The organism is Erwinia sp. JUb26, from assembly GCF_003751505.1.
Classification (GTDB): Bacteria; Pseudomonadota; Gammaproteobacteria; order Enterobacterales; family Enterobacteriaceae; genus Erwinia.
In genome coordinates this window covers 238,724-251,676 of sequence record NZ_RJVB01000003.1, presented here as the reverse complement: position 1 = coordinate 251,676, position 12,953 = coordinate 238,724, and the positions used below count along the sequence as shown (strand labels likewise).

10 protein-coding genes are annotated in these 12,953 nt (G+C 57.2%); 6 read left to right on the top strand and 4 right to left on the bottom strand.

Going from position 1 to position 12,953, the window contains the following annotated elements; genetic code table 11:
• Positions 1–2: 2 nt before the first annotated feature.
• Entirely contained in the window at positions 3–2,120 is a 2,118-nt protein-coding gene (gene rlmKL / locus EC836_RS09800) for a bifunctional 23S rRNA (guanine(2069)-N(7))-methyltransferase RlmK/23S rRNA (guanine(2445)-N(2))-methyltransferase RlmL (protein ID WP_123333156.1), read from the bottom strand.
• A 136-nt stretch (positions 2,121–2,256) separates the two neighbouring features.
• On the opposite strand from rlmKL, the gene EC836_RS09795 reads away from it, so the two are divergent.
• Positions 2,257–3,366, top strand: coding sequence for a YcbX family protein (locus EC836_RS09795; protein ID WP_123332535.1), 1,110 nt, complete (start codon positions 2,257–2,259; stop codon positions 3,364–3,366).
• 18 nt (positions 3,367–3,384) lie between these two features.
• Here the strand turns inward: EC836_RS09795 and EC836_RS09790 are convergent, their stop codons facing one another.
• Both EC836_RS09790 and pyrD read right to left on the bottom strand, forming a co-directional pair.
• On the bottom strand, positions 3,385–3,930 hold the full coding sequence (locus tag EC836_RS09790) for a cell division protein ZapC (RefSeq protein ID WP_123332533.1): 546 nt from the start codon (positions 3,928–3,930) through the stop codon (positions 3,385–3,387).
• Positions 3,931–4,104: 174 nt separating this feature from the next.
• Entirely contained in the window at positions 4,105–5,115 is a 1,011-nt protein-coding gene (pyrD, locus tag EC836_RS09785; RefSeq protein WP_123332531.1) for a quinone-dependent dihydroorotate dehydrogenase, read from the bottom strand.
• 257 nt (positions 5,116–5,372) lie between these two features.
• Here pyrD and ssuE point away from each other — a divergent pair, with 257 nt between their 5' ends.
• The 4 genes from ssuE (at position 5,373) to ssuB (ending at position 8,801) form a co-directional block, all read left to right on the top strand.
• A complete protein-coding gene (ssuE, locus tag EC836_RS09780; protein ID WP_123332529.1) occupies positions 5,373–5,924 on the top strand; it encodes an NADPH-dependent FMN reductase in 552 nt (183 codons plus the stop codon).
• 81 nt (positions 5,925–6,005) lie between these two features.
• Positions 6,006–7,151: an FMNH2-dependent alkanesulfonate monooxygenase gene (ssuD, locus tag EC836_RS09775; protein ID WP_123332527.1), complete on the top strand. Its 1,146-nt coding sequence runs from the start codon at positions 6,006–6,008 to the stop codon at positions 7,149–7,151.
• 73 nt (positions 7,152–7,224) lie between these two features.
• The gene (gene ssuC, locus EC836_RS09770; RefSeq protein WP_123332525.1) at positions 7,225–8,016 is read left to right on the top strand and encodes an aliphatic sulfonate ABC transporter permease SsuC; all 792 of its coding nucleotides are present in this window, start codon (positions 7,225–7,227) and stop codon (positions 8,014–8,016) included.
• Complete coding sequence (ssuB, locus tag EC836_RS09765) at positions 8,013–8,801, top strand: aliphatic sulfonates ABC transporter ATP-binding protein (protein ID WP_123332523.1); 789 nt, start codon at positions 8,013–8,015, stop codon at positions 8,799–8,801. Before ssuC ends, ssuB begins: the two co-directional genes overlap by 4 nt.
• A gap of 51 nt (positions 8,802–8,852) precedes the next feature.
• Here the strand turns inward: ssuB and pepN are convergent, their stop codons facing one another.
• The gene (gene pepN, locus EC836_RS09760; RefSeq protein WP_123332521.1) at positions 8,853–11,468 is read right to left on the bottom strand and encodes an aminopeptidase N; all 2,616 of its coding nucleotides are present in this window, start codon (positions 11,466–11,468) and stop codon (positions 8,853–8,855) included.
• A gap of 262 nt (positions 11,469–11,730) precedes the next feature.
• Between pepN and pncB the strand changes: the two genes are divergently transcribed.
• Positions 11,731–12,936 (top strand): nicotinate phosphoribosyltransferase, encoded by a 1,206-nt coding sequence (gene pncB / locus EC836_RS09750; RefSeq protein WP_199735102.1) that lies wholly within the window; start codon positions 11,731–11,733, stop codon positions 12,934–12,936.
• The last annotated feature ends 17 nt before the right edge of the window (positions 12,937–12,953 follow it).

The window sequence follows — 12,953 nt, the reverse complement described above, 5'->3', positions numbered from 1 at the left end:
ACTTATTCCTTACCGGCGTGCGTCAGCAGCCAGCAGTTGTGAATTTGACGGTTACGGGCAAAATCCTGAGACTGCGTTTTGGCGGTAATTTCGCGGGCCTCAAGGCCCAACGCTTCCAGCCCGGCGAAGTCCATCTTAAAGCCGCGTTTATTGTTAGAGAACATAATGGTACCGCCCGCGCGCAGCAGACGTTTAAGATCCTTCATCAGATCCAGATGATCGCGCTGCACATCGAAACTCTCCTCCATACGCTTGGAGTTAGAGAACGTTGGCGGATCGATAAAGATCAGATCGAACTGTTCATCGGCTTCACGCATCCAGTTCAGGCAGTCTGCCTGCATCAAACGGTGCTGGCGGCCGGTTAAGCCGTTAAGCCGCAGGTTGCGTTCCGCCCACTCCAGATAGGTGCGCGACATATCGACCGTGGTGGTGCTGCGCGCACCGCCAAGACCGGCATGAACGCTGGCGCTGCCGGTGTAGGCAAATAGGTTAAGGAAGTCTTTTCCTTTGCTCATCTGACCCAGCATTTTACGGGCGATGCGGTGGTCAAGGAACAAACCAGTGTCGAGATAGTCAGTCAGATTGACCCACAGTTTGGCATTAAATTCGCTGACCTGGAAGAAATCCCCCTTCTCACCCAGCTTCTGATACTGACTTTTGCCTTTCTGTTTTTCACGGGTTTTCAGCACCAGCCTGTTGGTCGGCAGCTCCATGACGCTAAGGGTCGCAGCAATCACATCAAACAGACGCTGGCGCGCTTTGGCAGGCTCAATGGTTTTCGGTGGCGCATATTCCTGCACCACCACCCAGTCAGCGTAGCGGTCGACGGCGACATTATAATCCGGCAGGTCGGCATCATAGACGCGATAGCACTCAATGCCTTCCTGATGCGCCCATTTATCCAGCTTCTTCAGGTTCTTACGCAGGCGGTTAGCATAATCATCCGCCAGCTGCGCCACGGCGCCGCCTTCCGGATTCGCCGCCAGCTGATAGTTTTTCTGCACGCAGTCCAGCGGGCCGTTTTTCGCCTTAAACTGGCGACCGGCACGCAGCTGCAGGCAGCTCAGCAGCTCCGGCGAGGCGCTGAACAGCGACAGGTTCCAGCCGCCAAACTGCGATTTCATCAGGCGACCCAGCTGGCTGTGCAGCGCGATCAGCGCGGGCTCGCTTTCCAGACGCTCACCGTAAGGTGGGTTACTCAGTACGGTCCCCGCAGGGCCTTCCGGCAGCGGGTTTTGCAGCTTCAGCACATCCTGCAGGGTGAAGCTGATACGCTCAGCCAGCCCGGCACGACGCGCGTTGGCGCGCGCGCTTTCAATCACTCGAGGATCATTGTCATAACCGAAGAAGCGTGAGGTGTTGTCCTGCAGGCCTTTCTTCGCCCGCGCCTGTGCTTCCTGCTTCACGTCACTCCACAGCGCCGCATCAAACTTGCTCCAGCCGGTAAAGCCCCAATGGTTACGATGCAGACCCGGCGCGCGATCGCAGGCGATCATCGCCGCTTCCAGCAGCAGCGTACCGGAACCACACATCGGATCGACCAGCGGCGTACCCGACTGCCAGCCCGAGCGCAGCACAATAGCGGAAGCCAGCGTCTCTTTCAGCGGAGCCTGGCCGGTCTGCTGGCGATAGCCGCGCATGTGCAGGCCTTCGCCGCTCAGATCCAGCGCGATGCTGGCGGTATCTTTATTCAGCCAGACGTTAACGCGAATATCCGGCAGTTCGCGATCGACATCGGGACGGGCCAGCCCTTTACGGGTGAAGCTGTCAACGATGGCGTCTTTTACCTTCAGCGCACCGTACTGGCTGTTGCGGATCACCTCGTTCAGGCCGCTGAAGTGCACGGCGAAGGTTTTATCGCTGCCGAACATCGCCGGCCAGTCAATAGCCTGCACGCCGAGGTAGAGGTCCAGATCGCTGTACACGCCGCATTCGGTCAGCGGCAGCAGGATACGCGACGCCAGACGGCTCCACATCAGACTCTGGTACATCAGACGATCGTCACCCTGATAATGTACGCCGCCCTGGACGACCTGGCAGCTTTGCGCGCCGAGGGCTTCCAGTTCACTTTTTAACAGCTCTTCGAGCCCACGCGCCGTACTGGCAAACAGAGAATTCATAGTGTCACTTATCGTCATCAGAAAATTGCTGCGCATTATAGCTAATCATGGCGTCATGTCATAAAGTTAGCTTCTTTTGCTGCAGAAACCCTGAATTAACAGGGGGCATATACCGACTGCACAAGGAGTCAGCACCATGATCACACTGTCACGGTTATTTATTCACCCGGTAAAATCCATGCGTGGCATGCAGGTTTCGCATGCGCAGGCCCTGGAGAGCGGCCTGGCCTTCGATCGCATCTTTATGCTGACCGAACCCGATGGCACCTTTATTACCGCGCGTCAGTATCCCGAAATGGTGTTGTTCACTCCGGCGTTAATTATGGGTGGTTTACAGCTCAGTGCACCGGACGGCAGCAGCGCAACGGTGCTGTTTGACGATTTTCTTCCCGACGATGCGCCTACCGAGGTCTGGGGAAGCCACTTCAGCGCCCTGATTGCCCCGGACAGTATCAACCAGTGGCTGAGCGGTTTTTTCCCCCGACCGCTGCAGCTGCGCTGGGTTGGCCCGCAGATGACCCGCCGGGTAAAACACTTCGAGCAGGTTCCCCTGGGATTCGCCGATGGCTTCCCCTATCTGCTGGTGAACGAAGCCTCACTGTTTGATTTACAACAGCGCTGCCCGGCGGGCGTCAGGATGGAGCAGTTTCGCCCAAACCTGGTGATTACCGGGGCTGAGCCCTGGGCCGAAGATGGCTGGTCAACCGTAAAGATCGGCGATGTGCTTTTCGACCTGCCCAAACCCTGCAGCCGCTGCGTGTTCACCACTATCAGCCCTCAGCGCGGTCGTAAACACCCCAACGGTGAACCGCTGTCAACGCTTCAGCGTTTTCGCAGCGCGCAGGACGGCAGCGGCGATATCGACTTCGGAATGAATCTGGTCGCCCGCAGCAGCGGCGTCATCCGCACCGGTGACCGGCTTGAGGTGATTCAACGCCAGCCCGCCCGCGCCTACGGCAGTGGAGAAGTCACGGAAACGCTGACCATCGATGCACAACCGCCCGGTGAAGTGACCCTCAGTTGGAACGGCCAGGCGTTCAGCGGCAATAATCAGCAGGTGCTGCTGGAGCAGCTGGAAATGCAGGGGATCCGCATTCCCTACTCCTGCCGTGCGGGGATCTGCGGCAGCTGCAAAGTCACCCTGGTCAGCGGCGAAGTCAGCGCGTTGAAAAAAGGAGCAATACGAAAGGACGGAACCATACTGAGCTGCAGCTGCATCCCGTCGGGGGATCTGGTACTACGTTAAGAGGATCTGCGCGGTGGGCTACACCGCGCGAGCGAACCGCAGCGCGTCAGGTTTTGCCTGAGGCGTAAAGCGATCGTGCATAATCTTTATGGCATCACCCAGCATCATACTGCGTCCGGCCAGGTTCAGCTCCGGCTGAGCCAGCAGGCAAAGTGCCGCTTTATCACCAGATTCAACGACGATCATTGTCGCCTGCTCACCGCTGTCACTCACGGTTACGCAAACCAAATCGCCTTCTTCAGGGCGGAAGCCACCGTGCGCCTGGGTATCGAAATGCCAGCTCTTGGGCATCAGCGGCTTGAGGAAGCGCGTCGCCACCAGCACGTTCAGCACCAGTTCAGCATGCTGATCTGAATCGAGTTCGGCCTGACGGCAGCGCTCGGCAAACGTGAAAAACAACGCGGCATCATCAACACAAAAGCCTGAAACATCAAAGGCATCCGGCGTAAGCATCTTACGGGGAAAACGTGAACGAAACGGCTGTTCACGAGCCAGGTCCAGCATCATACGGTCTTGTTCTGCGTCGAAAAACCAACGCCAGTTATCGTCCGGTTTAATCCTCATGATGAGTCCTGTAGTAATAATGGGTTACCGATGTCCGGAAAAATATTCATGGTCCGGGAAAAAAGCGGCTGTTTCTTAAACTCACAGCAACACGCCAAAATGGCTTAATAGCGATCTAACAGAACAAAATATAAACGAGCCAGAGGCGAAAATAAAGCCCCTGGCATTTTTTACTCAAATATGGGTCACAATTTCTTTTATTAATGGCGGACCTTTGTAAATAAACCCGGAATATATTTGCACCAGCGAGGCACCCGCCTCCATTTTTTCCCGCGCTGAAACCAGGGAATCAATACCGCCTACGCCAATAATTGGCATGCTTCCTTTCAGTTCAGCGGACAGTCGGCGGATAATTTCCGTACTGCGCAGCTGCACCGGACGGCCGCTCAACCCACCGGCTTCATCACAGTGTTTTAGCCCTTTAATTAATGAACGGTCGAGGGTGGTATTGGTGGCAATCACGCCGTCAATATTGTGGCGCTGTAAACTGTCGGCCACCTGGATCAATTCTTCTTCAGAAAGATCGGGCGCGATCTTCACGGCGACAGGAACATATTTATGATGGCGCTGTTGCAGTTCACCCTGTCGGGTTTTAATCGCCTGCAGCAAATCATCCAGCGCTTCGCCGTATTGCAGACTGCGTAATCCCGGCGTGTTAGGTGAAGAGATGTTGATGGCGATATAGCCCGCATACGGATAGATTTTATCCATGCAGGTTAAATAATCTTCTTTGCCCTGCTCAACCGGCGTGTCTTTATTCTTACCGATATTAATGCCGAGAATGCCATCGTAGTGGGCTTTCTTAACGTTCTCGACCAGATGATCGACGCCAAGATTATTAAACCCCATGCGATTAATGATGCCCTGCGCTTCCACAACGCGGAACATGCGCGGCTTATCGTTACCCGGCTGCGGACGTGGGGTGACCGTACCTATTTCAATAAAACCAAATCCCATTGCGCCAAAGGCATCAATGCATTCACCGTTTTTATCCAAACCGGCAGCCAGGCCCAGCGGATTTTTAAACGTCAGTCCCATGCAGTTAACCGGCTTAAACGGTAAAGACTGGCGGATGAGGGCGGTGAAGGGGGTGCCGGAAAGGCGCGTCAGCTGCTGCAAAGTCAGTTCATGCGCGCGCTCAGGATCGAGCTGGAACAGCGCCTTACGAACGAGGGGATAGTACATGGTCACTCCTGAGGTCCCGATAGAAAATCGGGGTCGTATTATCCGGTATTCAGGCAATAAAGGGAAACGCCGCGGCGTAAAAGCTGAAAAAAAGTGCGCCCGGCTGACAGCCTCACCGTCGCCGCCCATCGCTATATGAGAAAAACGGCAAAAAAATGCCGGATAAATCATTTAAGCCCCTCTGCCCGCTCTGTCAGGATAAGCCAATCAGTTCTTGAATGTGTTTAATTAATAACTTTTAGCTATAAGGAGTGGTTATGCGCGTTATTACTCTGGCGGGAAGCCCCCGCTTTCCTTCTCGCTCCACCGCACTGTTGACGGTTTGCCAGCATGCCCTTGAACAGCGCGGCGTTGAGGTAACTCCGTGGAATCTGCATAACTTCCATCCTGAAGATCTGCTGTACGCACGTTTCGACTCTCCGGCGCTGCTGGCCTTTAAGGAAGACCTGGAAAAAGCCGACGGACTGATCGTTTCCACGCCGGTATATAAAGCGTCTTTTGCCGGTGCGCTGAAAACGCTGCTCGATCTGCTGCCGGAACGCGCGCTGGAACACAAAGTGGTTCTGCCGCTGGCCACCGGCGGCACCGTTGCCCACCTGCTGGCGGTTGATTACGCCTTGAAGCCGGTGCTGAACGCGCTGAAAGCGCAGGAGGTTCTGCACGGTGTGTTTGCCGATGACAGCCAGATCGCTCACTACGATCGTCAGCCGGAATTATCCCCTGGACTGGCTGCGCGCCTGGAAGAATCGGTGGATACCTTCTGGCATGCGCTGGCGCGACGCCATCAGCCACTGGCTGCTGCCGTGTAAACCCGTTACCCGCATCTATTCATATTTGAGCCGTTTCTGTTTTCTGCTGGTGCAGTACAGCCCTGATCAAGGAGTTAAACGATGAGCCTGTCCGTCTTCTGGTTTCTTCCTACGCACGGTGATGGTCAATACCTGGGCACCAACCAGGGTGCCCGTCCGGTGGATTACACCTATCTGCAGCAGATTGCTCAGGCTGCCGACCGGCTGGGATTCGGCGGCGTGCTGATACCTACCGGGCGGTCCTGTGAAGACGCCTGGCTGGTCGCCGCTTCGCTGATCCCCGTGACCCAGCGGCTGCGTTTTCTGGTTGCCCTGCGCCCGGGAGTCACCTCCCCCACCCATGCGGCACGCCAGGCCGCCACGCTCGATCGACTGTCCAACGGACGCGCCCTGTTTAACCTGGTGACCGGGGGCGACGCGGAAGAACTCGCCGGTGACGGCGTGTTTCTCGATCATCGCGAACGCTATGCTGAATCGGCCGAGTTCACCCGCGTCTGGCGTCGGGTACTGGAAGGCGAGACCGTCGATTATGAAGGTCAGCACGTCAATGTGCGCGGTGCGCGACTGATGTTTAAACCGGTACAGCAGCCACGCCCGCCCCTGTGGTTCGGCGGTTCGTCGGAGGTGGCACAGGATCTGGCGGCTGAACAGGTCGATGTCTATCTGACGTGGGGTGAGCCGCCCGCACAGGTAAAAGAAAAAATTGCCCAGGTGCAGGCGAAAGCCGCCGCGCTGGGGCGCAAGGTTCGCTTTGGTATTCGCCTGCACGTGATCGTCCGCGAAACCAATGAGGAAGCCTGGCAGGCCGCCGACCGGCTGATCTCTCACCTTGACGATGACACGATTGCGAAAGCTCAGGCCGCGCTGGCGCGCACCGATTCCGTCGGCCAGCAGCGGATGGCGGCTCTGCACGGCGGCAAGCGCGATAATCTGGAGATCGCACCGAACCTGTGGGCCGGAGTCGGCCTGGTGCGTGGCGGTGCCGGTACAGCCCTGGTCGGCGATGGTCCGACTGTTGCCGCAAGAATGCAGGAGTACGCCAACCTCGGCATTGAAACCTTTATTCTTTCCGGTTATCCGCACCTGGAAGAGGCCTATCGGGTGGGGGAACTGCTATTCCCGCATCTCGATCTGGCTATCCCGGAGGTGCCGCAGCCCGCGAAAATCCACGCCCACGGCGAACACGTTGCGCATGATTTTGCGCCGCAGAAAGTGTCCCAAAGCTAACAACGTCTCGCCGTACTGACGTGCGGGCGTTTCGATCTACGGCAATACCCGTCGTCATGGTTCAGAGGTAGGCATGAGTAAAGCAACAAAACATATCACCAATGCCCTGCTGCCGTGGGCGCTGCCGGTACTGCTGGTTGCAGTCTGGCAGCTGGCTTCACAAACCGGCTGGCTGTCCACGCGCATCCTACCCTCCCCCGAGTCGGTGGTGGTGACCTTCTGGCGTCTTTCCGCCAGCGGAGAGCTGTGGCAGCATCTGGCCATCAGCGGCTGGCGCGCGCTGGTGGGCTTCGCTATCGGCGGTTCGATTGGCCTGCTGCTTGGCCTGATCACCGGCATGTCGCGCCTGGGAGAACGTCTTCTGGATACCTCCGTTCAGATGCTGCGCAATGTGCCTCACCTCGCGCTGATCCCGCTGGTGATCCTGTGGTTCGGCATCGATGAGTCGGCCAAGATCTTTCTGGTCGCCCTCGGCACCCTGTTCCCCATCTATCTCAATACCTATCACGGCATTCGCAATGTCGATCGCGGCCTGGTGGAAATGGCGCGCAGCTACGGCCTGTCCGGCTGGAGCCTGTTTATTCAGGTTGTGCTGCCGGGCGCGCTGCCTTCGATCATGGTTGGCGTCCGCTTTGCCCTCGGCCTGATGTGGCTGACGCTGATAGTGGCCGAAACGATTTCCGCCAATTCCGGTATCGGCTATCTGGCGATGAACGCCCGCGAATTTTTACAAACCGACGTGGTAGTGGTGGCCATCATCCTTTACGCCCTGCTGGGAAAACTGGCTGACGTCGGCGCTCAGCTGCTGGAGCGCGTCTGGCTGCGCTGGCATCCGGCATATCAACTGAAAGAGGAGAACGCATGAGCGAGCTCAACTCCGTCCCGCCGCGTCTGAATGCAGGAACACCATTAAACATTAACGGCGCCAGCAAACAGTACAGTGGCCGCACCGTGCTGAACAGTATAGATCTGCATATCCCCTCCGGGCAGTTTGTGGCGGTCGTGGGCCGCAGCGGCTGCGGAAAAAGCACTCTGTTACGGCTGCTGGCCGGGCTGGAAAAAGCCAGCAGCGGCGAGCTTCTTGCCGGCAGCGCACCGCTGAACGAGGCGCGTGAAGATATCCGCCTGATGTTCCAGGATGCCCGTCTGCTGCCGTGGAAAAGCATCATCGATAACGTTGGCCTGGGATTAAAAGGACGCGGCTGGAAGCAAAATGCGCTGGAGGCACTTGCCGCCGTCGGTCTGGCGGATCGCGCCGCAGAATGGCCCGCCGCCCTTTCCGGCGGTCAGAAACAGCGCGTGGCGCTGGCCAGAGCACTGATCCATCGCCCCGGCCTGCTGCTGCTGGACGAACCGCTCGGCGCGCTGGATGCCTTAACGCGAATTGAGATGCAGGATTTAATTGAATCGCTGTGGCAACAGCATCACTTCACCGTACTGCTGGTCACGCACGACGTGAGCGAAGCGGTGGCGATGGCGGATCGCGTGCTGTTAATAGAGGAAGGAAATATTGGCCTCGATCTGAGTATTGACCTGCCGCGCCCGCGAAGGAAAGGCTCGCTGCGGCTGGCCGAGCTGGAAGCTGAAGTTCTCGATCGCGTTATGCAGCGCCCGGCAGCACCTGCCGAACCGCGTTACGCACAGCGCTAATAAAAAAGGGGGCGATACGATCGCCCCCTTTAGTTAACGCGGACGCCAGACTCAGGCGTTCAGCGCCTTCTCGATTTTCTCGAAGAGGTCACCCGAAAGCTTATCCAGCCCTTTCAGCTGCTCCAGCGCCTGACGCATTAGCGCCTGGCGATGAGCATCGTAACGCTTCAGGCGAATCAGCGGTTCGATTAGCCGTGCGGCAATCTGCGGGTTGCGGGTATTCAGATCGGTCAGCATTTCAACCAGGAACTGATAGCCGCTACCGTCCTGCGCGTGGAACGCCGACGGATTGGCTGCGGCAAACGCCCCGACCAGTGAGCGAACGCGGTTCGGGTTACCGAGAGTAAACGAGCGGTGATTCAGCAGCGCTCTGACCTGGGTCAGCACATCCGCCGCCGGGCTGGTGGCCTGTAGCGCAAACCATTTGTCCATAACCAGTCCGTCGTGATGCCAGCGCTCGTCAAACGCCGCCAGCAGTTCCGCACGGCACGGCAGCTGTGCCGCGACTGACGCGGCCAGCGCGGCGATACTGTCGGTCATATTATTGGCAGCGTGATACTGAGCGCTGACCAGCTTATCGGCCGCTACCGCATCGGCGAACGCCAGATAGCTCAGGCAGACGTTTTTCAGCGCGCGTTTACCGATATCCGCATGCTCGATGCGATATTCACCCGTCTGATTCGCGCGATATACCGCCTGCAGCTCATCCGTCAGTTCCTCAGCCAGTGTGCGCACCAGCGCTTCGCGCACGGCGGCTATCGCCAGCGGATCGATGGTTTCGAACAGCTCGGCGATTTCATTTTCACTCGGCAGCGTCAGGATCAACGCCATCAACGCCGGATCGCTGTTCTCTTCTAACAGCACCGCGCGGAATGCATCCGCCACGTGCAGCGGCAGGGAAAGCGGCTGCCCCTGCTGATGGCGGGCAACGTTCAGTCGGATATGATTTACCATCAGACTCTGCGCCGCATCCCAGCGCGAGAAATCGTTACGCGCGTGGCGCATAAGGAAGGTCAGCTGGGCGTCACTCCAGTTATAGTCGAGCTTAACCGGCGCCGAAAACTCACGCAGCAGCGACGGTACGGGCTGTACCGGAACGCCGTCGAAGACAAACGTCTGGAAGCTTTCGGTGACGTTCAGCACGTTATGCAGCGGATGGCCGTTGTGCTGTAGCGGGATTGGCTGGCCTTTGTTGTCATACAGTTCGATATCCAGCGGGATATGCAGCGGCAGCTTCTCCTGGCGATCCGCGGTCGGCGGCGTCATCTGGGTAACGTGTAGGGTGTACTGCTCAAGCTCAGGATTATAGTCATCGCGTACCGACAGAACCGGTGTACCCGACTGGCTGTACCAGCGGCGGAACTGTGACAGATCGACATTTGAGGCGTCTTCCATCGCCTGCACGAAATCATCGCAGGTTGCCGCGCTGCCGTCATGGCGCTCGAAATAGAGCTGAATCCCCTTCTGGAAGGCCGCTTCGCCCAGCAGCGTATGCATCATGCGGATCACTTCCGAACCCTTTTCATACACCGTCAGCGTATAGAAGTTGTTCATCTCGATCACCTGCTCCGGGCGAATCGGATGCGCCATCGGGCTGGCGTCTTCCGCAAACTGCGCGCCGCGCATTACGCGGACGTTATCAATACGGTTAACCGGGCGGGAACCGAGATCGGAACTGAACTCCTGATCGCGGAACACGGTCAGCCCCTCTTTCAGGCTGAGCTGGAACCAGTCGCGGCAGGTCACGCGGTTGCCGGTCCAGTTATGGAAGTATTCATGGCCGATCACCGCCTCAATACCGAGGTAATCTTTGTCGGTGGCGGTTTCGGCCTTCGCCAGCACGTATTTAGAGTTGAAGACGTTCAGGCCTTTATTTTCCATCGCGCCCATGTTGAAGAAATCAACGGCGACGATCATAAAGATATCCAGGTCATATTCCAGACCGAAGCGCTTTTCATCCCACTTCATGCTGTTTTTCAGCGAGGTCATCGCCCAGTCCGCGCGGTCAAGATTGCCGCGATCGACAAAGATCTCCAGCGCCACGTCGCGACCGGAGCGGGTGCGGAAGCTGTCGCGCAGCACGTCGAAGTCCCCGGCCACTACCGCGAACAGGTAGCACGGTTTCGGGAACGGATCCTGCCATTGGGTCCAGTGACGGCCACCGTCAAGCTCACCGCCGTCTATGCGGTTGCCGTTCGACAGTAAATAAGGATAGAGCGCCTGCTCGGCGATAATGGTGGTTGTAAACCGAGCCAGCACGTCCGGACGGTCAAGATACCAGGTAATATGGCGGAAACCTTCCGCTTCGCACTGGGTGCACAGGGCCTCGCCGGATTTGTACAGACCTTCCAGCGCGGTATTTTTATCCGGGTGAATATCGTTCACAATTTTCAGCGTAAACGCGTCGGGCAGGCGGCTGATAACTAGAGCCCCCTCGTCCAGCCGATAATGCTCCCAGGGCTGCTCATCGACGGCAATCGACACCAGCGTCAGATCTTCACCGTCCAGACGCAGATCGGCGTCGGTGCTTGCCAGACGCTTAATCTGGCTGACGGCGGTCACCCTGGTGGTACTGGCATTAAGATCGAACGTCAGATCGATATCGGTAATCGTGTAATCGGGTGCACGATAATCATGGCGGTTCTTAGCTTGCGGCAGTTGCGTCATAAGTCCTTCTCACGTCGATAATTAATTTAACTTTCCAAGTTTATTCCTGTTATCGCACGGTTGCCACGTTGATTCCACCTGAAACGCGGGATTGCTGGAAAATGATACATACTGTTAACATGAGCACAGAATGTCCTCGACCAGCCCGTCTGAATTGTGCTGTGATCGGGTTCAATAAATGAGTATTCGGGTTATACTCCTGCGACTTTTTTCCATTTGAACCAGGGATAACGCTCTTCGCCAGAGGATGCTGAAACGCACCATGACACGACACGCTTCCCCGATTTTGACTACGCTTCTGGACACCGACGCCTACAAACTTCATATGCAGCAGGCGGTTTTTCACCGGTATCATGATGTTACGGTTGCAGCCGAATTTCGCTGCCGCGGTGACGATATGCTGGGCCTGTATGCCGATGAAATTGTGCAGCAGATAAAGATGATGGCTTCGCTGGCGCTGAACGATCAAGAGTTCGCCTATCTCTCCAGCCTGCCTTTCTTTACCGCTGACTATCTCAACTGGCTTAGAGAATTCCGATACGATCCCCAACAGGTTCAGGTGCGCAATAATCTGGGCAAGTTGGATATCCGCATCAGCGGCCCGTGGCGTGAAGTGATTATGTGGGAGGTCCCACTGCTGGCGCTGATCAGTGAAGTCGTGCATCGCCACCGCTCACCGCAGGTGACGGCGGAGATGGCCGTCGATAAGCTGAAATGCAAGCTGGATCAGTTTGCGGGTTTGACCGCTGACCTGGATATGTCGCGCTTCCGCCTGATGGACTTCGGCACGCGACGCCGCTTCTCGTGGGATGTGCATCTGGCCATTGTCAGCACGCTGAAGCAGGATTTCCCGTGGCTGGTGGGGTCGAGCAACTATGAAATTGCCCGCCGCCTGGATATCGCGCCAATGGGGACGCAGGCTCATGAATGGTTCCAGGCACACCAGCAAATCAGCCCTGTTCTGGCAAACAGTCAGCGCGCTGCCCTGCAGGCCTGGCTGGAAGAGTACCCGGACCAGTTGGGGATCGCCCTCACCGATTGCATTACGATGGATGCCTTCCTGCGCGATTTTGGCCGCAACTTTGCCAGCGCGTATCAGGGGCTGCGCCATGATTCCGGCGAGCCGCAGGAATGGGGAGAAAAAGCGATTGCCCATTATCAGCAGCTGGGAATCGACCCGCTCAGCAAAACCCTGGTGTTCTCCGATAATCTGGATCTCGACAGCGCCGTGGCGCTTTATCGTCACTTCGGCCAGCGTATTAACGTGGCGTTCGGTATTGGCACACGCCTGACCTGCGATATTCCTCAGGTTAAACCGTTAAATATCGTCATTAAACTGGTGGAGTGTAACGGCAAGCCGGTGGCCAAGCTTTCCGACAGCCCGGGCAAAACCATTTGCCAGGATCAGGCCTTCGTTCGCGCACTGCGTAAAGCCTTCGATCTCCCGCTGGTGAAGAAAGCCAGTTAAGACTTCCCCTGGGGCCA

What these genes read in the sequence shown, in the direction of transcription:
- ssuD (WP_123332527.1), top strand. Translation starts at nt 6,006, where the DNA reads ATGAGCCTGTCCGTCTTCTGGTTTCTTCCTACGCACGGTGATGGTCAA.
- ssuC (WP_123332525.1), top strand. Translation starts at nt 7,225, where the DNA reads ATGAGTAAAGCAACAAAACATATCACCAATGCCCTGCTGCCGTGGGCG.
- pncB (WP_199735102.1), top strand. Translation starts at nt 11,731, where the DNA reads ATGACACGACACGCTTCCCCGATTTTGACTACGCTTCTGGACACCGAC.
- pepN (WP_123332521.1), bottom strand. Translation starts at nt 11,468, where the DNA reads ATGACGCAACTGCCGCAAGCTAAGAACCGCCATGATTATCGTGCACCC.
- EC836_RS09790 (WP_123332533.1), bottom strand. Translation starts at nt 3,930, where the DNA reads ATGAGGATTAAACCGGACGATAACTGGCGTTGGTTTTTCGACGCAGAA.
- ssuE (WP_123332529.1), top strand. Translation starts at nt 5,373, where the DNA reads ATGCGCGTTATTACTCTGGCGGGAAGCCCCCGCTTTCCTTCTCGCTCC.
- ssuB (WP_123332523.1), top strand. Translation starts at nt 8,013, where the DNA reads ATGAGCGAGCTCAACTCCGTCCCGCCGCGTCTGAATGCAGGAACACCA.
- pyrD (WP_123332531.1), bottom strand. Translation starts at nt 5,115, where the DNA reads ATGTACTATCCCCTCGTTCGTAAGGCGCTGTTCCAGCTCGATCCTGAG.
- EC836_RS09795 (WP_123332535.1), top strand. Translation starts at nt 2,257, where the DNA reads ATGATCACACTGTCACGGTTATTTATTCACCCGGTAAAATCCATGCGT.
- rlmKL (WP_123333156.1), bottom strand. Translation starts at nt 2,120, where the DNA reads ATGAATTCTCTGTTTGCCAGTACGGCGCGTGGGCTCGAAGAGCTGTTA.